Origin of the sequence: Roseivivax marinus, from assembly GCF_900109705.1 — a bacterium.
GTDB lineage: Bacteria > Pseudomonadota > Alphaproteobacteria > Rhodobacterales > Rhodobacteraceae > Roseivivax > Roseivivax marinus.
In genome coordinates this window covers 1-25,148 of record NZ_FOAI01000004.1, presented here as the reverse complement: position 1 = coordinate 25,148, position 25,148 = coordinate 1, and the positions used below count along the sequence as shown (strand labels likewise).

Below are 25,148 nucleotides of genomic sequence, written 5' to 3'. Positions count from 1 at the left end.
ACAGTCCGCGCGACTCCAACAGCCAAGGCCCGCCCGACATGACAGATGCCCTCTTCGCACGAATCGTGGATCGCCGCGACGACCTCGTGGCCCTTCTGCAGGACCTGATCCGCATTCCGACGCGGAACCCGCCTGGCGAGAACTACCGCGACATCTGCGAATTGCTGGAGCGGCGCCTGAGCGCGTCGGGCTTCACCTGCACGCTGGTGCGCGCCGAAGGCGCCAAGGGCGATAGCGACGCATATCCCCGCTGGAACATCGTCGCCCGGATCGAGGGGCCGCGCCCGGGGCCGTGCGTGCACTTCAACTCTCACACCGACGTGGTGACCGTGGGCGAGGGCTGGACCCGCGATCCGTTCGGCGCGGAGCTTGACGGCGACCGGGTCTACGGCCGCGGCGCGTGCGACATGAAGGGCGGACTGGCGGCGTCGATCATCGCCGCCGAAGCCTTCATCGCCGAACATCCGGACTTTGCCGGTTCGATCGAGATCAGCGGCACCGCGGACGAGGAATCGGGCGGCTACGGCGGCGTCGCCTACCTGGCCGAAAAGGGCTGGTTCGACCCCGAGCGCGTGCAGCACGTCATCATTCCCGAACCGCTGGGCACCGATCAGATCTGCCTCGGCCACCGCGGCGCCTGGTGGGCCGAGATCGAGACGCACGGCCGCATCGCGCACGGCTCGATGCCGTTCTTTGGCGACTGCGCCGTGCGCCACATGGGCGCGGTGCTCAACGCGTTCGAGGCCGATCTCTTCCCGGCCATGGCCGCGCGCCACACGCAGATGCCGGTGATCCCCGACGGTGCCCGTGCCGCGACAATGAACCTCAACGCCATCCACGGCGGCGAGCGGGCCCGCGAGCCGGGCGACACCTCGCTGCCCGCCTGCAACGTGCCCGACCGTTGCGTGCTTCAGGTCGACCGCCGCGTGCTGGTCGAGGAAGGCGTCGACGCCGCCGCGGACGAGATCGTGAAGCTGCTTGACGGGTTGAAGGAAAGCCGCCCGGGCTTCGATTACGAGGTGCGCGAGATCAACCGCGTGATCCCGTCGATGACCGCCGAGGACGCCCCCGTGGTGACCGCCGTGCGCGCCGCGATGACCGATGCTCTGGGGCGCGACGCGACCTTCGTGGCCTCACCCGGCAGCTACGACCAGAAGCATATCGACCGGATCGGGCGCCTGAAGAACTGCATCGCCTACGGGCCCGGAATCCTCGAACTGGCGCACCAGCCCGATGAGTACATCGAGGTCAGCGACATGCTGGACGCGACCCGCGTCATGGGGCGCACGCTGGAGCGGCTGCTGCTGGACTGACGCCCGGCGCGGCGCTCAGGTGACGGGAAGGTTGTCGATCAGCCGCACCCCGTCGATCCACGCCGCCGCGAAGAGCCGCGCGGGCACGTTCGCGCGGTCGAGCGCGCGCAGGTCCTCCACCGCGCGCAACTCGAGGTAGTCCACCTCGTCGTAGCCTGCCGCGCGTATCGCCTGCGCCGCCGTATCGATCACCGGCCCGGCCGCGGCGCCGTCCCGCAGCGCGGCGACGGCTTCGGTCATCGCCGCGTGAAGAGCGGGCGCCGCCCGACGCGCCTCGGCCCCGAGCCGCACATTGCGCGAGGACAGCGCGAGGCCGTCCGCTTCGCGCACCGTCTCGCAGCCGACCACCTCGACGCCGAGGTCGAGATCGGCCGACAGCCGCCGCACCAGCTGCAATTGCTGGAAGTCCTTCTCGCCGAACCAGGCGCGGTCCGCGCCGGTCTGGCGGAAAAGCTTCGTGCAGACGGTCGCAACCCCGTCGAAATGCCCGGGCCGGTGCGCGCCGCAGAGAACGCCGGTCAGGCCGGACACCGACACCGTGGTCGCGAAGCCCGGCGGATACACGTCCTCGGGGCCCGGCACATAGAGCGCGTCCACGTCGTGGGGCGCGAGCTTGGCCGCGTCCTCCTCCTCGGTGCGGGGATACTTCTCGTAGTCCTCGCGGCTGTTGAACTGGCGCGGATTGACGAAAAGCGTCACCACCACGCGGTCCGCCCCGGCTTTCGCCCCTTCGACGAGGCTCAGGTGCCCTTCGTGAAGCGCGCCCATGGTCGGCACGACGCCGATCGTCTCTCCGGCGCGGCGCCATCCGGCGACCAGTTCTGCGAGGGCGGCGCGGCTGCGGACGATGGGGGCACTCATGTCGTCTCTCCCGGTGGGGTGTCGGCGAAGGTATGTTCCTCGGCGGGGAAGGTGCGCGCCCGCACCTCCCCGGCGTAGGCAGCGATGGCGGCCTCGGCGCGTTCGCCCAGAGTGGCGAAGCGCTTGACGAACTTGGGACGGAACTCGGTGAAGAGGCCGAGCATGTCGTCGACCACCAGCACCTGCCCGTCGCAGCCCGCCGACGCCCCGATGCCGATGGTCGGGATCGGCACCTCGGAGGTCACACGGTCGGCCAGTGCCGCAGGCACCTTTTCGAGCACCACGGCGAAGGCGCCAGCCTCGGCCACCGCTTGCGCATCGGCGATCAGCGCCTCGCCCGCCGCGCCGCGCCCCTGCACCTTGTATCCGCCGAGGGCGTGGACCGATTGCGGTGTCAGGCCCACATGCGCCATCACCGGCACGCCGCGGGCGACGAGGAAGCGGATGGTGTCGGCCATGTGGCGCCCGCCCTCGAGCTTCACCGCCTCGCAACCGGTCTCGGACATCAGGCGCGCGGCGTTGGCGAAGGCTGTCTCGGGGCCGGCCTCGTAGCTGCCGAAGGGCATGTCCACCACCATCAGCGAGGCGCCGAGGCCCCGGCGCACCGCCTGCCCGTGCAGGATCATCATCTCCATCGTGACGCCCAGCGTCGAGGGCAGCCCGTGCAGCACCATGCCGACACTGTCGCCCACCAGCACGATGTCGACGACGCCATCCATCATCCGTGCGGTGGGGGTGGTGTAGGCCGTGAGGGCGACCAGTGGCGTCCCGCCCTTTGCGGCCCGGATGGCCGCGGGGGTGGGGGCGGTCTGGCGGGGCGTGGCGCTCATGGGGTCCTCCGGGCGCAGGGCCGATCCTTTGCGCGGGCACCTAGCAGCTTTCGTGCGGCCTGTCACAGGCGACGCTGCGATGACCGCACACGCGGCGCGGGGTTGACCCGGTGCGACGGTCGGGCTTGCCTTCGGACAAACCGGGTGTCGGCACCAGCCTGCCACCCTGCCCCTGATGACCGGAGCCCCGCCGATGCACCTCAAAGCAGGACCGCGCAACTCCCTGACCGATGTCGCGGGCCTGCGCGTGGGCCACGCGGACGATCCGGTGCTCAAGTCCGGGTGCACGGTGGTCACCGCCGACGCGCCCTTCGTGGCCGCCGTGTCGGTGATGGGCGGCGCCCCCGGCACGCGCGAGACCGATCTGCTGGCCGCCGACAAGACCGCGCCGGGCGTGGACGCTCTCGTGCTCTCGGGCGGAAGTGCCTTCGGACTGGGCGCGGCGGAAGGCGTGATGGCCGGCCTGCGCGCCGCCGGGCGCGGCTTCGCCGTGGGTCCGGCGCGGGTGCCGATCGTGCCGGCGGCGATCCTCTTCGACCTGTTGAACGGCGGCGCCAAGGACTGGACGGACAGCCCCTACCCCGCCCTCGGCCGGCGCGCCTTCGAGGGCGCAGGGGCGGAGGTTGCGCTCGGCTCGGTCGGTGCGGGGGCCGGCGCGTTGACGGGCCAGGTCAAGGGCGGCCTCGGGTCGGCCTCCTGCGTGACGGAGACCGGGATCACGGTTGCGGCCCTCGTGGCGGTGAATGCCATGGGCAGCGCGACGACGCCCTCGGGCCGGCACTTCTGGGCGGCACCCTTCGAGATCGGTGCCGAGTTCGGTGGCCTCGGGCCCGATCCCGCGTCCGGGCTGCAGCCGCTGCCGCCCAGCCGGAAGGCCGGCGCCATGGCCGCGCAGGGCAACACGACCATCGCCGTGGTCGCCACGGACGCGCGGCTCGACAAGGCGCAGACGCAGAGGCTGGCGGTCGCCGCGCAGGATGGACTCGGCCGGGCCATCGTTCCGGCACACACCCCGCTCGACGGGGATCTCGTGTTCGGCGCGGCAAGCGGCGCGATGGAGCTGTCCGACCCGGTTTCTGACCTCGCGACGCTATGCCACGCCGGCTCCGTCGCCCTGGCGCGCGTCGTCGCCCGGGCCGTGTGGGAGGCAAGTCCCGCAGATGGAGACCTTCTGCCGACCTTCCGCGAGACGCTCAGCCGCTGATCCGGACGTGCGTCCGGCTGCGGCGAAAAAGGGCCGGACCGGGTCACTCGCGGTGACTGTATTGAAGGTGTCGGAACTGCTTGCCCGATTTCCAGGCCGTTTTGTTGGTGCGAGAAGACGTCCGGGCGGCGCCTGAGACCCGCATCGGCCGGCCCCTGCGATCATCCGGCGGCACAAGTCGGAACCGTCACTCCCTCATCCCCGCGTGCCGATTGCAGCACCCAGTCGGCCGCGTTCAGTAGATATACCTGATCTGGTCGGTCCAGAACCGCTCCACCCGCCGCAGAGAATGGGTGATCCGGTCGAAACCGTCGCGGTCGATGGCACCGCTCGCCTCAAGCCCCTCGGCATGGCGCAGGAACAACGTCTCGACGATTTCGCGGATCTCGCGGCCGCGCGGGGTCAGGCGCACCCTCACCGAGCGGCGGTCGATCTCGCAGCGCTGGTGGTGCATGTAGCCCGCCTCCACCAGCTTCTTCAGATTGTAGCTGACGTTCGAGCCCTGGTAGTAGCCGCGCGTCTTCAGCTCGCCCGCGGTGACTTCGTTGTCGCCGATATTGAACAGCAGAAGCGCCTGCACGGCGTTGATCTCGAGGATGCCGACACGCTCGAACTCGTCCTTGATCACGTCGAGCAACAGGCGGTGCAGACGCTCCACCAGCGCCAGTGCATCGAGGTAGCTCGTCATGAAGCTGGAATGCTCCGCCGAACCGACAGAAGAGTGCAGGCTCATCTCAGTCTCCGAACGTCATATGCCCGGAAATTGCTGCAAAATTCCTGATAACTGATTAAGCGCGCACCCTTGCGGGCGATTTTTCACCGTTCGAGGCGAAACTCGTCCGAGATCTGCCGGATCAGGGCGGCGTGACGCTCGGGTGGCTCGGTCTGGCCGCTGACCCAGGCGTAAAGGTCCTGGTCGTTCTCCTCGAGCAGCGCCTCGTAGCCATCCAGTTCGGCATCGCTCATCGCGCTCAGACGATTGTCGGCGAACCGGATCAGGATCAGGTCCATCTCCTTGATGCCGCGGCGCATGGAGCGCATCCGAAGCCGCCGCAAACGCGTGGCGCGATCGTCCTCGGCAATGGTCATCCCTGCGTCTCCTGCATCAGCGCCTTCAGCCGTTTCTCGAGTCGTCCGACCCGCTCTGCCGTGGCCTTCATCTCAGCCTGCACGGCGCGCAGGTCGGTCAGCACGGCGCGCATGTCGGCCTGCGCCATGGAACCCTCGGGAGGCACATCGACGCCCGCTCCCTCTCCCGACAGGAGCCAGACCACGGACACGTCGAGAAGACCCGCGATCAGTTGCAGGCGATGCGCCCGCGGCTCGGCGCGGTCGGCCTCCCACGATTCCAGCGTGGTCAGCTTCACCCCCAGCCTCCGGGCCAGTTCCTCGGCGCCCATCCCGGCCGCGTCGCGCGCGGCGGCGAGCCTGTCACCGAAGGTCGCCGCCTCCGGGCCGTACCAGTCGGTCTCGTCCTGCATGTCGTTCTCCCCCGCGGCAATGGCTTCGCTTGAACGCTGCCGGGTCGAACCGTAAGACAGATGCCAGACTTTTCAAACCGGGGCGATCGAATGGCCTTTCTGTCAGAGGCGCTGGCGCGCGTGAACCCCTCGCCCACTGTGGCGATCACGCAGCGGGCGCGAGAGCTGCGCGCCGAGGGCCGCGACGTCATCGCGCTGTCCGCCGGGGAGCCCGACTTCGATACGCCCGAGAACGTCAAGCGCGCCGCCGTGGCCGCGATCGGCCGGGGCGAGACGAAGTACACCGCCCCCGATGGCATGACCGAGCTCAAGCAGGCGATCTGCGACAAGTTCGCCCGCGAGAACGGGCTGAGCTACGCGCCCGCGCAGATCTCGGTCTCGAGCGGTGGCAAGCAGGTGCTGTGGAACGCGCTGTTGGCAACGCTGAACCCCGGCGACGAAGTGATCGTGCCCGCGCCCTACTGGGTCAGTTACCCCGACATGGTCCGCATGGCCGGCGGCACCCCGGTGATCGTGACCGGCGAGGAGCGCGACGGCTTCCGCCTGACCGCCGGAGCGCTGGAGGCGGCGATCACGCCGCGCACCAAGTGGCTGATCTTCAACTCGCCGTCGAACCCCACGGGCGCCGGCTACGACCGGGCGACGCTGTCCGCACTGACAGACGTGCTGATGCGGTACCCGCAGGTGCACGTCATGAGCGACGACATGTACGAGCACCTGGCCTATGACGGGTTCAACTTCTGCACCCCGGCCGAGGTCGAGCCGGGACTGGCGGAGCGTACGCTCACGGTGAACGGCGTCTCCAAGGCCTACGCCATGACCGGCTGGCGCATCGGCTACGCCGGCGGGCCCGAGCCGCTGATCGCCGCCATGCGCAAGGTGCAGTCGCAGACCACCACCAATCCCTGCTCGATCAGCCAGTGGGCGGCGGTGGAGGCTCTGACCGGGCCGCAGGACGTTCTTGCCACGCGCGCCGAGGCTTTCAGGCGCCGCCGCAATGCCGTGGTCGCGGCCTTGAACGACTGCGCCGGCATGACCTGCCAGACGCCCGAGGGCGCGTTCTACGTCTACCCGTCGGTGGCGGGCTGCCTTGGCCGCACCAGCGCGGGAGGCGCCCGCATCGAGACCGACGAGGACTTCGCCACCGCGCTTCTCGAAGAGGCCGGAGTCGCCCTGGTTTTCGGCGCGGCCTTCGGGCTGTCGCCGCATGTCCGCCTGAGCTATGCCGCGGCCGACGATGTTCTGGCCGATGCCTGCGACCGCATCCGCGCGTTCTGCGCGGGCCTGACCTGATCCGGAGAGGCACGACGATGTCCACCGCCCTGCCCGAATACTACTTCCGCGTCCGCGAGAACGGCGCCGTGGTCTTCCGCGTCGATGCCGAGAACCGTCACCGCCGGATCGACATGGACCAGATCGCGGTGCTCAACATCCGCAACGGTGAGATCAAGCCGCATGGCGGCCGCACGCTGAGCGATCGGGACATGCAGGAGATCGAGGGCTGGATGCAGGCCCGCCGCGCCCTTCAGGAGATGCGCGACATCGACGACATCCACCGCGCGGTGGACTACCTCAACGTCACCGCGCAATGGGCGCAGTCCAAGGCCTCGGACGAGCAGCTCGAAGAGGTCACCGACGCGCTCCTGATGGCGATGCACGACCTGCGCACGGTGCTGGTGCGCAAGAAGGCCGATCGGCTGAGCGGCGACTGACGGCGCGCCCCGGCCGGCCCCGCCTCCGGCTGTCCGACCCGCCGCCGCCCTGCGCATGGACAGATGCGCCCCCCCCTTTCCGGGGTCGCGCGGAACCGAATTCTTCTCGTTACAAATACTCCCGCCGGAGGCATCCGCCCGCCCCACGCGGGGCGCAGGCGCGGCCGATCCCGCCCCGGAGTTGCACTGTCCCGCACTGGCCGGATGCACGGGCTCCACCGCGTCCCGGCTCCCGGCATCTTCTTGGCAAGATATTCTCACCGAAGGCACCCCGTCACATCCGCGAGGCGCTCCGCCCGAAAGGCCCGTCACGGCCGCCAAGCGCAAAGAAAAAGGCCCCGGTCTCCCGGGGCCTTTCTTGTCTCTCGCCGGTCAGCCTGCGATCACTCGCGGCTTTCCGGGGTGTCCACGATCAGCGTGTCGAAGTCGTCGCCACCGACGACATCCGAGCTGCCCGAGGCGCTTTCTTCCGGTGCGGCGAGGCGTGCGGCCTCCTCCGCCTCGGTGCGACGGGCGTCGATGACGACATTGTCGCGGTCGGTGGCAATCTTGCGGACCTTCTGGGTCGCGCCGCCGGTGCCCGCCGGGATCAGGCGGCCCACGATGACGTTCTCCTTGAGGCCCACCAGCTTGTCGACCTTGCCCTGCACCGAAGCCTCGGTGAGCACGCGGGTCGTCTCCTGGAACGAGGCGGCCGAGATGAAGGACCGGGTCTGCAGCGACGCCTTGGTGATGCCCAGCAGGATCGGCTCGCCCTGTGCGGGGCGCAGACCCTTGGCCTCGGCCTTGGCGTTCGCGGTGTCGAACTCGATCTTGTCGACGTGCTCGCCCTTGAGCAGCGTGGTCTCCCCGCTGTCGAGGATCTCCCACTTCTGCAGCATCTGCCGGACGATGACCTCGACGTGCTTGTCGTTGATCTTCACGCCCTGCAGCCGGTAGACGTCCTGCACCTCGTCGATCATGTAGTTCGCCAGCGCTTCGACACCCATGATCGACAGGATGTCATGCGGCGCCGGGTTGCCGTCCATGATGTAGTCGCCCTTCTGGATGTAGTCCCCTTCGACAACCGGGATGTGCTTGCCCTTGGGGATCATGTACTCCTTGGGCTCGAGGCTGTCGTCGGCGGGCTCGATCGAGACGCGGCGCTTGTTCTTGTAGTCCTTCCCGAAGCGCACGTAGCCGTCGATCTCGGCGATGATGGCGTGGTCCTTGGGACGACGCGCCTCGAAGAGTTCCGCCACCCGCGGCAGACCGCCGGTGATGTCTTTCGTCTTGGCGCCCTCGCGCGGGATCCGCGCGACCACGTCACCGGCCTTGATCTGCTGGCCGTCCTCGCACGACAGGACCGCATCGACCGACATCGGGTAGGTGACCGGGTTGCCCTGGTCGTTTCGCACCGGCTCGCCGTTCTCGTCCTGCAGGATGATCTCGGGCTTGAGCTCGTTGCCCTTGGGCGCGGCGCGCCAGTCGGTCACGATCTTCTGGCTCATGCCCGTGGCGTCGTCGGTCTCTTCGCGCACGGCAACGCCGTTCACGAGGTCGACGTGACGGGCCACACCGTCCTTCTCGGCGATGATGGGCAGGGTGTAAGGGTCCCACTCGAACAGCTTGTCGCCACGCTCGATCGACTGGCCTTCCTCGACGAAGAGCTTGGTGCCGTAGCCGACCTTGTGGCTCGCGCGTTCGGCGCCGTGCTCGTCGGTGATGAGAACCTTCATGTTCCGGCCCATCACCAGCGTCTCGCCGGCCGCGTTCACCAGCGTGTTCGGGTTCTCGAACACGATCTTGCCCGACTGCGACGCTTCGAGGAACGACTGCTGGGCACCCTGTGCCACGCCGCCGATGTGGAAGGTCCGCATGGTCAGCTGCGTGCCCGGCTCGCCGATCGACTGCGCCGCGATGATGCCGACGGCCTCGCCGACGTTCACCATCGTGCCGCGCGCGAGGTCACGCCCGTAGCACATGGCGCAGACGCCCTCTTCGGCCTCGCAGGTCAGCGGCGAGCGGATGCGCGCGGTCTGCACCGCGTGCTCTTCCACCGCATCCGACATGCGCTCGTCGATGAGCTGGCCTTCCTTGATGATCACCTCGTCGGTGCCCGGCTTCACGATGTCCTCGGCCGCGACGCGGCCCAGCAGACGCTCGCCGAGCGACGCGATGATCTCGCCGTCGTTGATCGCCGCCTCGGCGGTGATCGACCGCTCGGTGCCACAATCCTGCATGCGGATGATGCAGTCCTGCGCCACGTCCACGAGACGACGGGTCAGGTAGCCCGAGTTCGCCGTCTTGAGCGCGGTGTCCGACAGGCCCTTCCGGGCGCCGTGGGTCGAGTTGAAGTACTCGAGAACGGTCAGACCTTCCTTGAAGTTCGAGATGATCGGCGTCTCGATGATGTCGCCGTTCGGCTTCGCCATCAGGCCGCGCATCCCGCCCAGCTGCTTCATCTGGGTGACCGAGCCACGCGCACCGGAGTGCGCCATCATGTACACCGAGTTCGGTTCTTCCTCGGACCCGTCCTCCGCATGCTTGGAGGTCGAGATCGTGGTCATCATGGCCTCGGTGACCTTGTCGTTGCACTTCGACCAGGCGTCCACGACCTTGTTGTACTTTTCGCCCTGGGTGATCAGGCCGTCCATGTACTGCTGCTCGAAGTCCTTCACCTGCTCGCGGGTCTCTTCCACGATCGGCCACTTGGACTCGGGGATGACCATGTCGTCCTTGCCGAAGGAGATGCCCGCCTTGAACGCCTCCTTGAAGCCCATGGACATGATCTGGTCGCAGAAGATGACCGACTCCTTCTGACCGCAGTAGCGGTAGACGGTGTCGATGACGCGCTGGACGTCCTTCTTCCGCAGCAGCGTGTTGACCAGTTCGAACGGCGCCTTGGCGTTCATCGGCAGCAGCGCGCCCAGACGCACCCGGCCCGGCGTGGTGTCGTAGCGCTTCACCACCTCCTGGCCCTCGTCGTCGATCTGCTTCACGCGGCACTGGATGTTGGCGTGCATGTGCACTTCGCCGGCGTTGAGCGCGTGCTCGACCTCTTCGACCGAACCGAAGACCATGCCTTCGCCCTTCATGCCCTCACGCGCGATGGTGAGGTAGTAGAGGCCGAGGATCATGTCCTGCGACGGCACGATGATCGGCGCGCCGTTCGCGGGCGACAGCACGTTGTTCGTGGACATCATCAGGACGCGCGCTTCGAGCTGCGCTTCGAGCGACAGCGGAACGTGCACGGCCATCTGGTCACCGTCGAAGTCGGCGTTAAACGCCGAGCAGACGAGCGGGTGCAGCTGGATCGCCTTGCCCTCGATCAGGGTGGGTTCGAACGCCTGGATACCCAGACGGTGCAGCGTCGGCGCACGGTTCAGCAGAACCGGGTGCTCGCGGATCACCTCGTCGAGGATGTCCCAGACCTCGGGACGCTCCTTCTCGACCAGCTTCTTCGCCTGCTTCACCGTGGACGACAAGCCCTTGGCCTCGAGTCGCGAATAGATGAACGGCTTGAACAGCTCGAGCGCCATCTTCTTCGGCAGGCCGCACTGGTGCAGCTTCAGTTCCGGGCCGGTCACGATGACCGAACGGCCCGAGAAGTCCACGCGCTTGCCGAGCAGGTTCTGACGGAACCGGCCCTGCTTGCCCTTCAGCATGTCGGACAGCGACTTCAGCGGGCGCTTGTTGGCACCGGTGATGACGCGGCCGCGGCGGCCGTTGTCGAACAGCGCGTCCACGGATTCCTGAAGCATCCGCTTCTCGTTCCGGACGATGATGTCCGGCGCGCGCAGCTCGATCAGCCGCTTGAGGCGGTTGTTCCGGTTGATGACGCGGCGATACAGGTCGTTGAGGTCCGACGTTGCGAACCGGCCGCCGTCCAGAGGAACGAGCGGGCGCAGTTCCGGCGGGATGACCGGGATCACAGTCATCACCATCCACTCGGGACGGTTGCCCGACTCGAGGAAGCTCTCGACGACCTTGAGACGCTTGATGATCTTCTTCGGCTTGAGCTCGCCGGTGGCTTCCTTGAGCTCTTCGCGCAGGTGCTCGGCCTCGGACTCGAGGTCGATCTTCGCCAGCATCTCGCGGATCGCCTCGGCGCCGATGTTCGCCGTGAACGCGTCCATGCCGTACTGGTCCTGGGCGTCCATGAACTCTTCTTCGGTCAGCATCTGACCTTCGGTGAGGTCGGTCAGACCCGGGTCGATGACCACGTAGTTCTCGAAGTAGAGCACGCGCTCGAGGTCGCGCAGCGTCATGTCCAGCATCAGGCCGATGCGCGAGGGCAGCGACTTGAGGAACCAGATGTGGGCGCAGGGCGCGGCGAGCTCGATATGGCCCATGCGCTCGCGCCGGACCTTCTGCAGCGTCACCTCGACGCCGCACTTCTCGCAGACGACGCCGCGATACTTCATGCGCTTGTACTTGCCGCACAGGCATTCGTAGTCCTTGATCGGACCGAAGATGCGCGCGCAGAACAGGCCGTCACGCTCGGGCTTGAACGTGCGGTAGTTGATCGTCTCGGGCTTCTTGATCTCGCCGAAGGACCAGCTGAGGATCCGCTCGGGCGACGCCAGCGACACCTTGATCTCGTCGAAGACCTTGGGCGGGGTCAGCGGGTTGAACGGGTTGTTCGTGATTTCCTGGTTCATGATGTCCTCATCGCTTGAGAGAGGGTGCGGGGGAGGCACCGGTGCGCGAAGGCGCGCACCGGCGGAGAGTGGAAGCGGCGCGGGTCAGGCGCCTGCCCTCACTCCTCGTCCTCCTCCGCATCCAGGAGTTCCATGTTGAGGCCCAGACCCCGGACCTCCTTGACCAGGACGTTGAACGATTCCGGCACGCCGGCCTCGAAGTTGTCCTCGCCCTTGACGATCGACTCGTAGACCTTGGTGCGGCCAGCCACGTCGTCCGACTTCACCGTCAGCATCTCCTGCAGCGTGTAGGCGGCGCCGTACGCTTCCAGCGCCCAGACCTCCATCTCGCCGAAGCGCTGACCGCCGAACTGCGCCTTGCCGCCCAGCGGCTGCTGGGTCACGAGGCTGTAGGGGCCGGTCGAACGCGCGTGGATCTTGTCGTCCACCAGGTGATGCAGCTTCAGCAGGTACTTCACGCCCACAGTCACCTTGCGCGAGAACTTCTCGCCGGTGCGGCCGTCGAACAGGACCGACTGACCGCTTTCCGAGAAGCCGGCACGCTTCAGCGCGTCGTTGACGTCGCCTTCCTTCGCACCGTCGAAAACCGGCGTCGCGATCGGAACACCGCGGGTCACGTTGCCCGCCGCGTCCAGAAGACGGTCCTCTTCCATGTCGGCGAGGCCCTCTTCGTAGACCTCGTCGCCATAGGCGATGCGCAGCGCCTCGCGCACCGGGGTCAGGTCGCCCGTGCGCTTGTAGTCCTGCAGAGCCTCGTCGATCTTCAGACCCAGGCCGCGCGCGGCCCAGCCCATGTGCGTTTCGAGGATCTGACCCACGTTCATGCGCGAGGGCACGCCCAGCGGGTTGAGGCAGAAGTCGACCGGCGTGCCGTCCTCGAGGAACGGCATGTCCTCCATCGGAACCACGCGGCTGATGACGCCCTTGTTGCCGTGACGGCCGGCCATCTTGTCGCCCGGCTGCAGCTTGCGCTTCACCGCCACGAACACCTTGACCATCTTCATCACGCCCGGCGGCAGGTCGTCGCCCCGGCGCACCTTCTCGACCTTGTCGTCGAACCGTGCATCGAGCTGGCGCTTCTGAGCCTCGTACTGCTCGTTCAGCGCCTCGACGTGCTTGGCGTCCTCTTCTTCCGAGAGCGCCAGCTGCCACCACTGACCGCGGCTCAGACTATCGAGAAGCTCTTCGGTGATCTCGGCGTTCGCCTTGACGCCCCGCGGGCCCTTCACCGCGGTCTTGCCGAGGATCAGGGTCTTGAGACGCTGGTAGATGTTGCGGTCGAGGATCGCGAGCTCGTCGTCCCGGTCACGGGCCAGGCTCTCGATCTCTTCCCGCTCGATCTGCAACGCACGCTCGTCCTTCTCGACGCCGTGACGGTTGAAGACGCGGACCTCGACCACGGTACCGTAGTCGCCCGGCTTCACCCGCAGCGAGGTGTCACGGACGTCCGAGGCCTTCTCGCCGAAGATTGCGCGGAGAAGTTTCTCCTCCGGCGTCATCGGGCTTTCGCCCTTCGGAGTGATCTTGCCCACGAGAATGTCACCCGGCTCCACGTCGGCGCCGATGTAGACGATGCCCGCCTCGTCGAGGTTGCGCAGGGCTTCCTCGCCGACGTTGGGGATGTCGCGCGTGATTTCCTCGGGCCCGAGCTTCGTGTCGCGCGCCGCCACTTCGAATTCCTCGATGTGGACGGAGGTGAACACGTCGTCGCGCGCGATGCGCTCCGAGATCAGGATCGAGTCCTCGTAGTTGTAGCCGTTCCACGGCATGAACGCGGCGATGATGTTCTTGCCAAGCGCCAGTTCACCCATGTCGGTGGACGGACCGTCGGCGATCACCTCGTTCTTCTCGACCGTGTCGCCCACCTTCACCAGCGGACGCTGGTTGATGCAGGTGTTCTGGTTCGAGCGCTGGAACTTGCGCAGGCGGTAGATGTCAACGCCGGGGTCACCCGGCTCGAGGTCCGAGGTGGCACGGATCACGATACGCTGCGCGTCGACCTGGTCGATCACGCCCCCGCGGCGGGCGGTGATTGCCGCGCCGGAATCGCGGGCCACGACCTCTTCGATGCCGGTGCCGACGAGCGGCGCCTCCGACCGAAGCGTCGGGACCGCCTGACGCTGCATGTTCGAGCCCATCAGTGCGCGGTTCGCGTCGTCGTTCTCGAGGAACGGGATCAGCGACGCCGCGACCGACACCAGCTGCTTGGGCGAGACGTCGATCAGGTCGACGGTCTCGTTCGGCGCCAGCGTGTAGTCGCCCGCCTGGCGGGTCGACACGAGGTCGTTGATGAAGCGGCCGTTCTCGTCGAGCGACGCGTTCGCCTGGGCGACGGTGTGGCGCATCTCCTCGGTGGCGGACATGTAGTGAACCTCGTCGGTCACCTGCCCTTCCTTCACCACCCGGTAGGGGGTCTCGATGAAGCCGTACTTGTTCACCCGCGCGAAGGTGGCGAGCGAGTTGATCAGGCCGATGTTCGGACCTTCCGGCGTCTCGATCGGGCACATCCGGCCGTAGTGGGTCGGGTGAACGTCGCGCACCTCGAAGCCGGCACGCTCACGGGTCAGACCGCCGGGCCCGAGCGCCGACAGGCGACGCTTGTGCGTCACTTCCGACAGCGGGTTGGTCTGGTCCATGAACTGCGACAGCTGCGAGGAGCCGAAGAACTCGCGCACCGCGGCAGCCGCGGGCTTCGCGTTGATCAGGTCCTGCGGCATGACAGTGTCGATCTCGACCGAGGACATGCGCTCCTTGATGGCGCGCTCCATCCGCAGCAGGCCGACGCGGTACTGGTTCTCCATCAGCTCGCCGACCGAACGCACACGGCGGTTGCCGAGGTGGTCGATGTCGTCGATGTCGCCGCGGCCGTCACGCAGGTCCACCAGGGCCTTGATGCACTGCACGATGTCGTCGCGGTCCAGCGTGCGCTGGGTGTCCGGCTTGTCGAGGTTCAGGCGCATGTTCATCTTCACGCGGCCCACGGCCGAGAGGTCGTAGCGCTCGGCGTCGAAGAACAGCGTGTCGAACAGGGCAGAGGCGGCCTCGACCGTGGGCGGCTCGCCCGGGCGCATGACACGGTAGATGTCCATGAGCGCGGTCTCGCGGCTCATGTTCTTGTCCTGCGCCATGGTGTTGCGCATGTACGGGCCGACATTGATGTTGTCGATGTCGAGCACCGGGATGTCGGTCACGCCGGCATCCATCAGTTCCTTGAGGGTGCCGCCGGTCACCTCGCCGTCCTTGTCGACGGTCCAGGTGAGTTCGTCCCCGGCCTCGACGTAGATCGCGCCGGTTTCCTCGTTGATGATGTCCTTCGCGACGAACTTGCCGACGATGTTGTCGAAGGGCACCAGCAGATTCTTGACGTTGCCGTCGTCGATCAGCTGCTTGACCGCGCGCGGGGTCACCTTCTTGCCGGCCTCGGCGATGACCTCGCCCGAATCCGCGTCGATCAGGTCGTAGGTCGGACGGGTGCCGCGGACGCGCTCGGGGAAGAACTTCGTCTTCCAGCCGCGGCCCTTAACCACCTCGTAATCGACGGTGTTGTAGTACGCGTCCATGATCGCTTCCTGGTCCAGGCCCAGGGCGTACAGAAGCGTGGTCACCGGCAGCTTCCGGCGACGGTCGATGCGTGCGTAGACAAGGTCCTTGGCGTCGAACTCGAAGTCGAGCCAGGAGCCGCGGTAGGGAATGATGCGGCAGGCGAAGAGCAGCTTGCCCGAGCTGTGGGTCTTGCCCTTGTCGTGGTCGAAGAACACGCCCGGCGAACGGTGCATCTGGGAGACGATGACGCGCTCGGTGCCGTTGACGATGAACGTGCCGTTGCCGGTCATGAGCGGCATGTCGCCCATGAACACGTCCTGCTCCTTGATGTCCTTCACCGACTTCGCGCCGGTGTCCTCGTCGACATCGAACACGATCAGCCGCAGCGTGACCTTCAGCGGTGCCGAGTAGGTCATGTCGCGCTGCATGCACTCTTCGACGTCGTACTTGGGCTTCTCCAGTTCGTAGGACACGAACTCGAGCACGGCCGTCTCGTTGAAGTCCTTGATCGGGAAGACCGACTGGAAGACGCCCTTGATCCCCTCGCCGTCCGACGGCTCGGGCTGGTCGCCCGAATTCAGGAACAGGTCGTAAGAGGATTTCTGAACCTCGATGAGGTTCGGCATCTCGAGGACTTCGCGAATCTTGCCGTAATAGCGGCGAAGGCGCTTTTGACCGAGGTAGGAAGTCGCCATGGGTGTCGTCACCTTTCAGTGTTCTCACCTGAACGCGCAGACCGTCGGGCCCCGGCCGCGCATCCATCCGAGAGGGCGTGTTCCGATCCATTCATGGCCTTCGTCCCACCGAAGGCCTCCCGATCGAGGGAACCTCGCCTGAGAGAGGGTCGGCCCGCATGACGCGAAACGGCCCTCTCTGAGACAGGTTCGGCTGGACCCGGAACACCCGGATCCAGCCTCTTCACGTTGCGCTCCGGACGCGGCCCGACGCGGGGCCCCATCCGGCGCAGATCACTTGAGCTCGACTTCCGCGCCTGCGTCTTCGAGCTTCTTCTTAATCTCTTCGGCTTCTTCCTTCGAAGCGCCTTCCTTGACCGGCTTGCCGCCTGCTTCGACCAGCTCCTTGGCTTCTTTCAGGCCAAGACCGGTGATGCCGCGGACTTCCTTGATCACGTTGATCTTGGATGCGCCGGCCGACTTCAGGATGACGTCGAATTCGGTCTGCTCTTCGGCAGCCTCGCCACCGGCGTCGCCGCCTGCGGGGCCGGCCATCATGACGGCGCCGCCAGCTGCGGGCTCGATGCCGTACTCGTCCTTGAGGATGGTCTTGAGTTCTTGTGCCTCGAGCAGGGTGAGACCCACGATCTGCTCTGCGAGTGCTTTAAGATCAGCCATTGTGACTTCTTTCCATATCTAGATGTGATCCAACGCCGCGACTACAAGGTCGCGACCGTCACGGATTGCCTTAGGCCGCCTCGGCCTTTTCCTCGATGGTGGAGAGGATGGAGGCGATGTTGGAAGCAGGCGCGCCGATCGCACCGGCGATGTTGGAGGCGGGTGCGCCGAGCATGCCGGCGATCTGAGCGAGAAGCTCTTCGCGCGACGGCATCTTCGACACGGCCTCGACACCGGCCCGGTCCAGGGCCTCCCCACCCATTGCGCCACCAAGGATCTCAAGCTTCTTGTTATCCTTGGCGAAACCCTCGACCACCTTGGCGGCTGCCACGGGGTCTTCGGAATAGGTGAGGACGGTCATGCCCTCGAGGTACTTCGACATGCTCTCGCACGCCTTGCCCTCGAGCGCGATCTTGGCAAGCCTGTTCTTGGCGACACGCACCGACGCACCGCCCTCTCGGGCGCGGCCACGCAGGTCCTGCATCTCGGCAACCGTGAGGCCTTGGTAGTGTGCAACCACCACGACGCCAGAGCTTTCGAAGATCTGGCCGAGTTCCTCGACCACTTTCTCTTTCTGGGCTCTATCCACAGTTTCACTCCAAGTTCTGGAGGGGCGACCCCTCCGGCTCTTTCTAAGCCGGGCTGTATTGCCCGGCCCCAAGGTCCGATCGGGTCGTCACAATCGCTGTTCCGGAGGGACGAAGCGCCCCAACGGACCGAATGTTCTGTTCCCGTCTCGGGCAGGACTTAGCGGCGTCGGGTTTTGCCCTTGGCCAGCCCACCGTCTCGGACGATACGGACACGGCCGCACGAATCGCGCAGCTGGCCCGTAACGGGTCGGATAGACGGTCTGGACGGAAAAGCCAAGAGGCGCGCGGACAAATTCCACGCGCTTTCGTCGACTTCGTAAGAGATTAGCACGGCGTTCCCGATTGTCCAAGCATCACCGCCTCTCAGCCTTTTTCGTCTTCGCGGAAGGCCAGCGACGCAAGACCTGCACGCAGCTCCGCCCCCTGCCCGTGCGCCATCTCGGCATCGAGTGCGTCATGGGTGGCGCGCCAGGTGGGCACCGCCGCCTTCAGCACCGCCTGCCCCTCGGCACCGAGGTAGAGACGCCGCGCCCGCCGGTCGTCCGGATCGGGCGTCGCGATCACCCAGCCCCGTCGTTCAAGTGGCTTCAGCGCGGCAGTCAGCGTGGTGCGATCCATGCCCAGCACCGTCACCAGCTGCGAGATCCGCGGCGCGCCGGGGCGATTGAGCGCCATCATCAGCGAGAATTGCCCGTTGGTGAGGCCGTGCGGCTTCAACGCCTCGTCGAAGCGCCGCGCCACCAGTCGCGCCGCGCGTTGCAGATGAAGACAGAGACACCGGTCGCGTACTTCCAGCGTGACCAAGAGCGGCATCTCGGGGTCCATTGGGGGCGGGGTTTCGCCTGTCCTGCTCATTTGTGTTGATATCAACGCAGATTCGCCACAACCTCAAGGGGCATTCCGTTGATGGAGATCACAATGCCTTACTATTCAGGATTTCTCTGCGCCGTCCCCACCGAGAACAAGGACGCCTACATCGCCAGCGCCCGGAAGGCCTGGCCGATTTTCGAGGAATACGGCTGCATCGGCACCGTCGAAACCTGGGGCGTCGACGTGCCCGATGGCAAACTCACCTCGTTTCCCCTCGCCACCAAGAAGACCGAGGACGAGACGGTCGTGTTCTCGTGGATGGTGTGGCCCGACAAGGCGACCTGCGATGACGCGTGGGGCCGGATGATGGAGGACCCGCGCATGGCCGAGATGATGGACATGCCCTTCGACGGCAAGCGCATGATGTGGGGTGGCTTCGAACCCATCTTCACCGCCGGGTCGGCGTCATGACCCGCGCGCGGCGGGAGCTCTGGACCTTCAGCTGGGTGCCGCCTTTCGCCCAGGGCAACGTGAAGGACCTGCGGGTGCGGTGGGCGCTGAACGAGGCCGGCGCGGACTACACCGTGCGGACGCTGCCCCATAACGCCGCGCGCGAGGATGCCTACCGCGCGCTCCAGCCCTTCGGGCAGGTTCCGGCCTACCGCGACGGCACGGTGACCCTGTTCGAGACAGGCGCGATCCTGCTTCACCTCGCCCGGGTGGAACCGGGTCTCGCGGCTGCCTCGCCCCAGGAAGAGGCGTCGGTCGCGGCATGGACCCTCGCGGCGCTGAACTCCATAGAGCCGCGGATCGACAACGTGGTCATGCCGCGGCTGTTCGAACCAGAGGCGTCGTGGCTGGACGATTTCGACACCCTCGCCCAGCGGCTGGCCGGGCAACGCCTCGACGACCTCTCGACATACCTCGGAGGACGCGAGTGGCTGACGGACACGTTCTCGGTCGCCGATATCGTCATGGCCACGGTGCTGCGCAGCATCGACGACCGCCCACTGCTGGCCGAGCGGCCGGTGCTGACCGGATACCTCGGGCGTTGCCTCGCCCGCCCGACCTTCCAAACGGCGCTCGACGCGCAGCTTTCCACCTTCGCGGAAAACGAACCGGCCTGAGCGCGCAATGCCCGCTCCGCCGAAAAACGAAAAAGGCCCCGGATCGCTCCGGGGCCCTTCTCTGTCTGTTCGTCGGTCGAGCCGACGCGCGGCGCGTCCGCGATCAGCCCTGCGTGGCGTTGGTGACGTCGATCGTCACGCCCGGGCCCATCGAAGAGGACAGCGCGATCTTCTTCATGTAGGTGCCCTTGGCGCCGGCCGGCTTGGCCTTGGAGACCGCGTCCACGAAGGCGCGGACGTTCTCGGCCAGCTTCGCCTCGTCGAACGAGATCTTGCCGATGCCCGCGTGCACGACGCCGGCCTTCTCGGCCTTGAACTGGACCTGGCCACCCTTCGCGTCCTTGACCGCCTGCGCGACGTCCATGGTCACGGTGCCGACCTTGGGGTTCGGCATCAGGTTGCGCGGGCCGAGGATTTTGCCGAGACGGCCGACGATCGGCATCATGTCCGGGGTCGCGATGCAGCGATCGAACTCGATCGTGCCGCCCTGGATGGTCTCCATCAGGTCCTCTGCGCCGACGATGTCCGCACCGGCTTCCTTGGCCTCGTCGGCCTTGGCCCCACGGGCGAACACGGCCACGCGGACGGTCTTGCCCGTGCCGTTCGGCAGGCCGACAACGCCGCGGACCATCTGGTCGGCGTGGCGCGGGTCGACACCGAGGTTCATCGCGATCTCGAGGGTCTGGTCGAACTTGGTGTTGGCGTTCGACTTGATGAGGCTGACCGCCTCCTCGACCGTGATCTCTTCCTTGCCGGCGAAGGCTTCGCGGGCGGCGCGGGTACGTTTACCGAGCTTTGCCATTACTTCACCTCGATGCCCATGGACTTGGCCGAGCCAAGAATGATCTTCATCGCCTGATCCACGTCAGTCGCCGAGAGGTCCTTCATCTTGGCCTCGGCGATCTCGCGCACCTGCTTGCGGGTGACGGTCGCGACGGTCTCGCGGCCCGGCTTCTCGGCACCGCGGGGACGGTTGCGCTTGCCCACGGGCTTCAGACCGGCCGCCTGCTTCAGGTAGTACGACGCCGGCGGCGTCTTGATGTCCATCGTGAAGGACTTGTCCTGATAGTAGGTGATCACGGTCGGACACGGGGCGCCCGGCTCCATTTCCTGCGTCTTGGCGTTGAACGCCTTGCAGAATTCCATGATGTTGATGCCGCGCTGACCCAGAGCGGGGCCAACCGGCGGCGAGGGGTTCGCCTTGCCTGCAGGGATCTGCAGCTTCATCTTGCCAGCAAGCTTCTTGGCCATCTGGCGTCTCCTTTCGTCCAACGGGGCCGCGACGCGTCGCGGCCCGTGTGCGTTGTGTGGTCAGGTCCGGACGGCGCGCCGCCCTCGCCTCCCACAGCGGAAGCGTCCCGAGACGCGAGTCGCGGGACAGGCCGCGCGGATACACCCGGTTGGGTGCGATTGCAACGGCGTTCGGATACAAGCTGAACGCCCGCACCCGCGCCGTCGCCCCTCGTGCGCGTGGCGAAACGAAAACGGCGCACCGGACCAAAGCCCCGGCACGCCGCTGGAATACATGGCAATGGGCGCGAATGCCCGGACCGATCAGCCCTGCTTGGTCACCTGGGTGAACTCCAGCTCGACCGGAGTCTCGCGACCGAAGATCGACACCGACACGCGCAGGCGCTGGTTGTCCTCGTCCACGCCCTCGACCATGCCGTCGAAGTCTTCGAACGGACCGTCGTTGACCTTGACCTTCTCGCCCACCTCGAAGTGGATGAGCGTGCGCGGCGCCTCTTCGCCCTCCTGCACGCGACCCAGGATCTGCTGCACCTCGGCATCGCGCATGGGCATCGGGCGACCCTGGGGCCCGAGGAAGCCGGTGACGCGGTTGATCGAATTGATCAGGTGGTAGCCGGTGTCCGACATCTCCATCCGCACCAGCACGTAGCCGGGCATGAAGCGACGCTCGGCGGTCACCTTCTTGCCCCGACGAATCTCGATGACCTCTTCGGTCGGAACGAGCACTTCCTCGATCTGGTCCTCGAGACCCTGCTCGGCCACCGAAGTCCGGATCTGCTCGGCCACCTTCTTCTCGAAGTTCGAGAGCACGCTCACCGAATACCACCGCTTCGCCATCTGGCCTCGACCTTTCCGTTCGTTCCGCGCGGAGGGGCATCCGATGTGCCGCGCGCCCCGCGCCGTCCTGATTCCCGTGTGCCCGACAAGAAAAAATCGGCGCGCAACGACTCATTGCACGCCCGCCGGGAAAGTGACGTGTGCCCTACCGAAACGGGTCGTGCAGTTCAAGGGCCTCCGCGCGCGCTCGGGCGCGGGATGGCCATCGTCAGCCGAAGAAGCCCAGAAGCGCCTGGAGGCCCCCGCGGATGGCGAGATCGACCAGCGCGAAGAAGATCGCGGTGAGGGTCGCCATGATAAAGACCATCAGCGTGGTCAGCAGGACCTCGCGACGGGTCGGCCAGACGACCTTGTTAACTTCGGCCCGGACCTGCTGGACGAATTGTAGCGGATTGGTGCGCGCCATCTCGGTTCCCGCTCGGCTGTGCGTGTCCGGGGGCTGATACGTGGAACCGCCGCCCGGTTCAAGCGGAAGCCGAGTTCGGAGCCATCGAGGCTATCCCGCCCACCCCCGGCAGCCACAGGAATTTCAGTCGCGCACGATGCGATAGCGCGGTCCCCGCCCGCGTCCAGCGATCGTCAAATGAATGTGAGAGACGGAAATCCCGGAAACTTTCGCGGTCCGACGCGGTTGGGAGGCCATAGCGAAGCCGAATTGGCATTCGCACCACGACGACACGAGACACAACTCTCAAAAGGAGTGACAGACATGAAACGCATTATTCTCGCATCCGCCCTCGCGATCACCACGGCCACCGCAGGCTATGCCGCGACCGAAGGCCAGATCACCGAGGTGCAGCAGTACCTGCCGAACTACGACGTCTCGACCTGGTCGGACCCGCAGATCGACCAGGCGCTCAACATCATCACCAGCACCGATTCGCGTTCGGAAACCACCGCGAAGCTCGAGTCCCTCGCCGAAGGTACCGAGTATGTGGCTGCCGCGCCCGAGCTGACCGAAGCCGAGGTTGCGACGCTGAATGAGTACGTGGACGGCGTTGACTACAGCACCATCCCGCAGCCGACGCTCGACGCGGCCCTGTCCGTCGCCAACAGCGAAAGCTCGGCCACCGACCGCGCAGAAACCATCCGCGAACTGCTGATGGATGACGGCATGGCAGTTGGCGACGCCAACACCGCCACCTCGGGCGAAATCGCCCTCATCCGCATCCACGCGCCGAACGTCGATGTCTCGACGCTGACCGAGCCGCAGGTGAACACGATCCTGTCGATGATCCGTTCGAACGACCCGAACGGCCTCGAGAGCGAGATTGAAGCCGTCGTCGCCCAGTAAGCGCACGCGACAGCACTGATAAGAGAACGGCGGGCCCTCGGGTCCGCCGTTTTCGTTTGCGTGGCATCCCGGAATGAGGTGCGGGTGGCATCGGACACGGCCACAGGGACAGCCCGGAGCTGACGCCAGGCGCACCGCCGATCGGACGTCGCACCCCGATACGAAGCTCGCGCGCCTTGAGCGCGCAGCTGCACGCGGACCGACTTCATCCCGCGTGTCACGAGCAACAGGCGATCCTTAGCTCAGATGGTGAACGAGCACCGGCGCCATGCGCGTTGTGCGCAACCCGCGGCACAGCTTTCGAGGCCTGTGCTCTATCTCGAGATTTCAGGAAAATGGCAGGGGCAGCAGGGCTCGAACCCGCGACCTACGGTTTTGGAGACCGTCGCTCTACCAACTGAGCTATACCCCTACGGCGACGCCTCGGATACCGCCCTGCGCCCTCGACTTCAAGGGCGGAATCGCGGTCTGAGCGCCTCGTCTCAAGAAAGCCGCTGACGGACAGCTCTTCCCGAGGCAAGGCCCCCACTCCACGCCGGATGATAGACGACCGAACATCGGAATAAAACGCTCTGTGCACTGATGCACAGACTATGTGGCAGCCATGATCGAGGCCGATCAATCGTGCCAATTGCGAGTTTTTCGTGAGGATTGAAACGCGAAACTTCATACCAACTAATTGTTTATATTTATTTTTAATGGTCGCTAAGAAATTTCGCGACGTGGTCCCTCGCACCCGGACACCAGCGCGTGATCGAGCGCGATCAAACCCGTGACTTGCAAGAAATGCGAACCGAACCAAAGTTCTGGTCATCGACGCACACAGCGCCGACCTCATGAACCGCATCGCAAGATGCACCGACCGAACGGCATCAATCGATGCACACATACCAAGGAGTAACACCATGAAAGCTCTCATCGCAGCCGCCGCCCTCGCCGCAACCGCAGTCGCCGCCGTGCCCGCTTCGGCTCAGATCTCGGACGAGGCCGCACAGATCAAGATCGAGAAGTTCGCCCCCGAAGTCGACGTGACCCGCCTGACCGACGCACAAATCCAGTCGCTGCTGAACGTGATCCACTCCGGCGGTGGCCGCGGCGACCGCGAAGCGACCGCACAGTCGCTGGTCCGCGCCTACCAGTAAGCGCACCTTCACGATTTCCCGCGCGGCCCTGACCAGGGGCCGCGCGGCACTATCTTGCTGGTCACACGCCGGAAAGGCTCGCCATGACCCGCAACGCCCCCCTCTCCCTTGCACTCGTCGCCACGGCCGCCCTCGCCCAATGCGCGCCCGTCGCAACGCAACCTACCGGACTCGACCGGCAGGAGCGCGCGATCCTCGAATACGCGCCCGACGCCGACCTGTCGCGGCTCGAGACCACCGAGCGGCTGATGCTGATGACGATCATCAAGTCCGGCGACAGCTACTTCGACAAGCGCAGCAAGGTCCGGTCTCTGGTGCGGCTCTACACCGACTGAACACACTGCGGACTGCCCCGCGGGCCCGCCTCGGTCTATTCTCCGCCTTGCACGCAGCAGCGGGAACGCCCCATGACTCACGATACCTACATCCTGACCGCGCCCGAGATCGACGCGATGGACGGGCTTGCCAAGACGCACTTCCTCTGTCCGGACGCGCGACGGGTCAATCGCAGCCTGGGCGACAGAACCGGCCTCACCGGCCTCGGCATCCACCTGATCGAGGTGGCGCCCGGCGACCTGACAACCGAACTGCACCTGCATCACCACGAGGACGAGGCGGTTTACATCCTGTCCGGGACCGCCACCGCCACCATCGGGGAAACCTCGCACGAGGTCGGACCCGGCGATTTCATCGGGTACCGCAAGAGCGGCGCGGCTCACACCATCCGCAATACCGGGGACGACCCCCTGCGCTGCCTCGTGATCGGCGAGCGGCGGGCGCATGATGTCGTGGACTACCCGCGACGGGGCAAGCGCCTTTACCGCAACGAAGGGCTGCCGTGGGGCCTCGTGGACCACGAGGAAATCGAGACGCCGTCCGCGGGACGCAAGGCCTGAGCAAGACCACGCATTCCAACCAGGCAAAGAGAAAGGGCCGCCCCGTGGGACGGCCCTTTCCGATTTCCGGCGATCGGTTACCCGATCACTCGATGATCTTGGAGACCACGCCCGAGCCGACGGTGCGGCCGCCTTCGCGGATGGCGAAGCGGAGGCCGTCTTCCATGGCGATCGGCGCGATCAGCTCGACGCCGAACTTCAGGTTGTCGCCCGGCATGACCATCTCGGTGCCCTCGGGCAGCGTCACGGTGCCGGTCACGTC

The 25,148-nt window shown here is 66.3% G+C and carries 25 protein-coding genes and 1 tRNA gene; 10 read left to right on the top strand and 16 right to left on the bottom strand.

Features of this window, described 5'->3' with window-relative positions:
* The first annotated feature begins 38 nt into the window (after positions 1-38).
* Entirely contained in the window at positions 39-1,313 is a 1,275-nt protein-coding gene (locus BMX29_RS06390; protein ID WP_092811331.1) for an acetylornithine deacetylase/succinyl-diaminopimelate desuccinylase family protein, read from the top strand.
* 15 nt (positions 1,314-1,328) lie between these two features.
* On the opposite strand, the gene panC is transcribed toward BMX29_RS06390, so the two are convergent.
* Both panC and panB read right to left on the bottom strand, forming a co-directional pair.
* Positions 1,329-2,174 (bottom strand): pantoate--beta-alanine ligase, encoded by an 846-nt coding sequence (panC, locus tag BMX29_RS06385; RefSeq protein WP_092811329.1) that lies wholly within the window; start codon positions 2,172-2,174, stop codon positions 1,329-1,331.
* On the bottom strand, positions 2,171-3,004 hold the full coding sequence (gene panB, locus BMX29_RS06380; protein WP_092811327.1) for a 3-methyl-2-oxobutanoate hydroxymethyltransferase: 834 nt from the start codon (positions 3,002-3,004) through the stop codon (positions 2,171-2,173). The genes panC and panB overlap by 4 nt, the downstream gene beginning before the upstream one ends.
* A 193-nt stretch (positions 3,005-3,197) precedes the next feature.
* Here panB and BMX29_RS06375 point away from each other — a divergent pair, with 193 nt between their 5' ends.
* Positions 3,198-4,208, top strand: a complete 1,011-nt coding sequence (locus BMX29_RS06375) for a P1 family peptidase (RefSeq protein ID WP_092811325.1) — start codon at positions 3,198-3,200, stop codon at positions 4,206-4,208.
* 235 nt (positions 4,209-4,443) lie between these two features.
* Here BMX29_RS06375 and BMX29_RS06370 read toward each other — a convergent pair whose 3' ends face one another.
* The 3 genes from BMX29_RS06370 to BMX29_RS06360 all read right to left on the bottom strand — a co-directional run bounded on the left by BMX29_RS06370 (position 4,444) and on the right by BMX29_RS06360 (position 5,689).
* Entirely contained in the window at positions 4,444-4,941 is a 498-nt protein-coding gene (locus BMX29_RS06370; RefSeq protein WP_092811323.1) for a MarR family winged helix-turn-helix transcriptional regulator, read from the bottom strand.
* An 83-nt stretch (positions 4,942-5,024) separates the two neighbouring features.
* Positions 5,025-5,297 (bottom strand): FAD assembly factor SdhE, encoded by a 273-nt coding sequence (locus BMX29_RS06365; RefSeq protein WP_092811321.1) that lies wholly within the window; start codon positions 5,295-5,297, stop codon positions 5,025-5,027.
* Positions 5,294-5,689: a helix-turn-helix domain-containing protein gene (locus tag BMX29_RS06360; RefSeq protein ID WP_043842009.1), complete on the bottom strand. Its 396-nt coding sequence runs from the start codon at positions 5,687-5,689 to the stop codon at positions 5,294-5,296. Before BMX29_RS06360 ends, BMX29_RS06365 begins: the two co-directional genes overlap by 4 nt.
* Positions 5,690-5,779: 90 nt before the next feature.
* Between BMX29_RS06360 and BMX29_RS06355 the strand changes: the two genes are divergently transcribed.
* Both BMX29_RS06355 and BMX29_RS06350 read left to right on the top strand, forming a co-directional pair.
* Entirely contained in the window at positions 5,780-6,982 is a 1,203-nt protein-coding gene (locus BMX29_RS06355; RefSeq protein ID WP_092811319.1) for a pyridoxal phosphate-dependent aminotransferase, read from the top strand.
* Between the two features lie 17 nt (positions 6,983-6,999).
* Positions 7,000-7,401, top strand: a complete 402-nt coding sequence (locus BMX29_RS06350; RefSeq protein ID WP_043842007.1) for a hypothetical protein — start codon at positions 7,000-7,002, stop codon at positions 7,399-7,401.
* A 383-nt stretch (positions 7,402-7,784) separates the two neighbouring features.
* Here BMX29_RS06350 and rpoC read toward each other — a convergent pair whose 3' ends face one another.
* The 5 genes from rpoC to BMX29_RS06325 form a co-directional block, all read right to left on the bottom strand.
* Entirely contained in the window at positions 7,785-12,044 is a 4,260-nt protein-coding gene (gene rpoC, locus BMX29_RS06345; protein WP_043842005.1) for a DNA-directed RNA polymerase subunit beta', read from the bottom strand.
* 98 nt (positions 12,045-12,142) lie between these two features.
* Positions 12,143-16,282, bottom strand: a complete 4,140-nt coding sequence (gene rpoB / locus BMX29_RS06340; RefSeq protein WP_092811317.1) for a DNA-directed RNA polymerase subunit beta — start codon at positions 16,280-16,282, stop codon at positions 12,143-12,145.
* A 273-nt stretch (positions 16,283-16,555) separates the two neighbouring features.
* A complete protein-coding gene (gene rplL / locus BMX29_RS06335) occupies positions 16,556-16,939 on the bottom strand; it encodes a 50S ribosomal protein L7/L12 (RefSeq protein ID WP_043842002.1) in 384 nt (127 codons plus the stop codon).
* Between the two features lie 70 nt (positions 16,940-17,009).
* Positions 17,010-17,528 (bottom strand): 50S ribosomal protein L10, encoded by a 519-nt coding sequence (rplJ, locus tag BMX29_RS06330; RefSeq protein ID WP_043842001.1) that lies wholly within the window; start codon positions 17,526-17,528, stop codon positions 17,010-17,012.
* Between the two features lie 364 nt (positions 17,529-17,892).
* Entirely contained in the window at positions 17,893-18,342 is a 450-nt protein-coding gene (locus tag BMX29_RS06325) for a MarR family winged helix-turn-helix transcriptional regulator (RefSeq protein WP_244889166.1), read from the bottom strand.
* A gap of 105 nt (positions 18,343-18,447) precedes the next feature.
* Between BMX29_RS06325 and BMX29_RS06320 the strand changes: the two genes are divergently transcribed.
* Together BMX29_RS06320 and BMX29_RS06315 are read left to right on the top strand one after the other, a co-directional pair.
* Complete coding sequence (locus BMX29_RS06320; RefSeq protein ID WP_092811613.1) at positions 18,448-18,810, top strand: DUF1428 domain-containing protein; 363 nt, start codon at positions 18,448-18,450, stop codon at positions 18,808-18,810.
* Positions 18,807-19,466, top strand: coding sequence for a glutathione S-transferase family protein (locus tag BMX29_RS06315; protein WP_092811313.1), 660 nt, complete (start codon positions 18,807-18,809; stop codon positions 19,464-19,466). The genes BMX29_RS06320 and BMX29_RS06315 overlap by 4 nt, the downstream gene beginning before the upstream one ends.
* A 103-nt stretch (positions 19,467-19,569) precedes the next feature.
* Here BMX29_RS06315 and rplA read toward each other — a convergent pair whose 3' ends face one another.
* From rplA to secE, 4 genes are all read right to left on the bottom strand, one after another.
* Positions 19,570-20,268 (bottom strand): 50S ribosomal protein L1, encoded by a 699-nt coding sequence (gene rplA / locus BMX29_RS06310; protein WP_043841998.1) that lies wholly within the window; start codon positions 20,266-20,268, stop codon positions 19,570-19,572.
* Positions 20,268-20,717, bottom strand: coding sequence for a 50S ribosomal protein L11 (gene rplK, locus BMX29_RS06305; RefSeq protein ID WP_043841997.1), 450 nt, complete (start codon positions 20,715-20,717; stop codon positions 20,268-20,270). The genes rplA and rplK overlap by 1 nt, the downstream gene beginning before the upstream one ends.
* 303 nt (positions 20,718-21,020) lie before the next feature.
* Positions 21,021-21,554, bottom strand: a complete 534-nt coding sequence (gene nusG, locus BMX29_RS06300) for a transcription termination/antitermination protein NusG (RefSeq protein WP_043841996.1) — start codon at positions 21,552-21,554, stop codon at positions 21,021-21,023.
* Between the two features lie 208 nt (positions 21,555-21,762).
* The gene (gene secE / locus BMX29_RS06295; protein ID WP_043841995.1) at positions 21,763-21,960 is read right to left on the bottom strand and encodes a preprotein translocase subunit SecE; all 198 of its coding nucleotides are present in this window, start codon (positions 21,958-21,960) and stop codon (positions 21,763-21,765) included.
* Positions 21,961-22,263: 303 nt separating this feature from the next.
* Between secE and BMX29_RS06290 the strand changes: the two genes are divergently transcribed.
* Positions 22,264-22,848, top strand: coding sequence for a hypothetical protein (locus BMX29_RS06290; protein ID WP_043841994.1), 585 nt, complete (start codon positions 22,264-22,266; stop codon positions 22,846-22,848).
* 336 nt (positions 22,849-23,184) lie between these two features.
* On the opposite strand, the gene BMX29_RS06285 is transcribed toward BMX29_RS06290, so the two are convergent.
* Positions 23,185-23,260 (bottom strand) — tRNA-Trp (locus BMX29_RS06285).
* Positions 23,261-23,753: 493 nt separating this feature from the next.
* On the opposite strand from BMX29_RS06285, the gene BMX29_RS06280 reads away from it, so the two are divergent.
* From BMX29_RS06280 to BMX29_RS06270, 3 genes are all read left to right on the top strand, one after another.
* Positions 23,754-23,990, top strand: a complete 237-nt coding sequence (locus BMX29_RS06280; RefSeq protein WP_092811311.1) for a hypothetical protein — start codon at positions 23,754-23,756, stop codon at positions 23,988-23,990.
* An 83-nt stretch (positions 23,991-24,073) separates the two neighbouring features.
* Complete coding sequence (locus BMX29_RS06275) at positions 24,074-24,325, top strand: hypothetical protein (RefSeq protein WP_092811309.1); 252 nt, start codon at positions 24,074-24,076, stop codon at positions 24,323-24,325.
* 72 nt (positions 24,326-24,397) lie between these two features.
* A complete protein-coding gene (locus BMX29_RS06270) occupies positions 24,398-24,886 on the top strand; it encodes a cupin domain-containing protein (RefSeq protein WP_092811307.1) in 489 nt (162 codons plus the stop codon).
* Positions 24,887-24,971: 85 nt separating this feature from the next.
* On the opposite strand, the gene BMX29_RS06265 is transcribed toward BMX29_RS06270, so the two are convergent.
* Positions 24,972-25,148 (bottom strand): EF-Tu C-terminal domain-related protein (locus BMX29_RS06265; protein ID WP_483313988.1); only part of this gene is annotated, 177 nt, incomplete at its 5' end.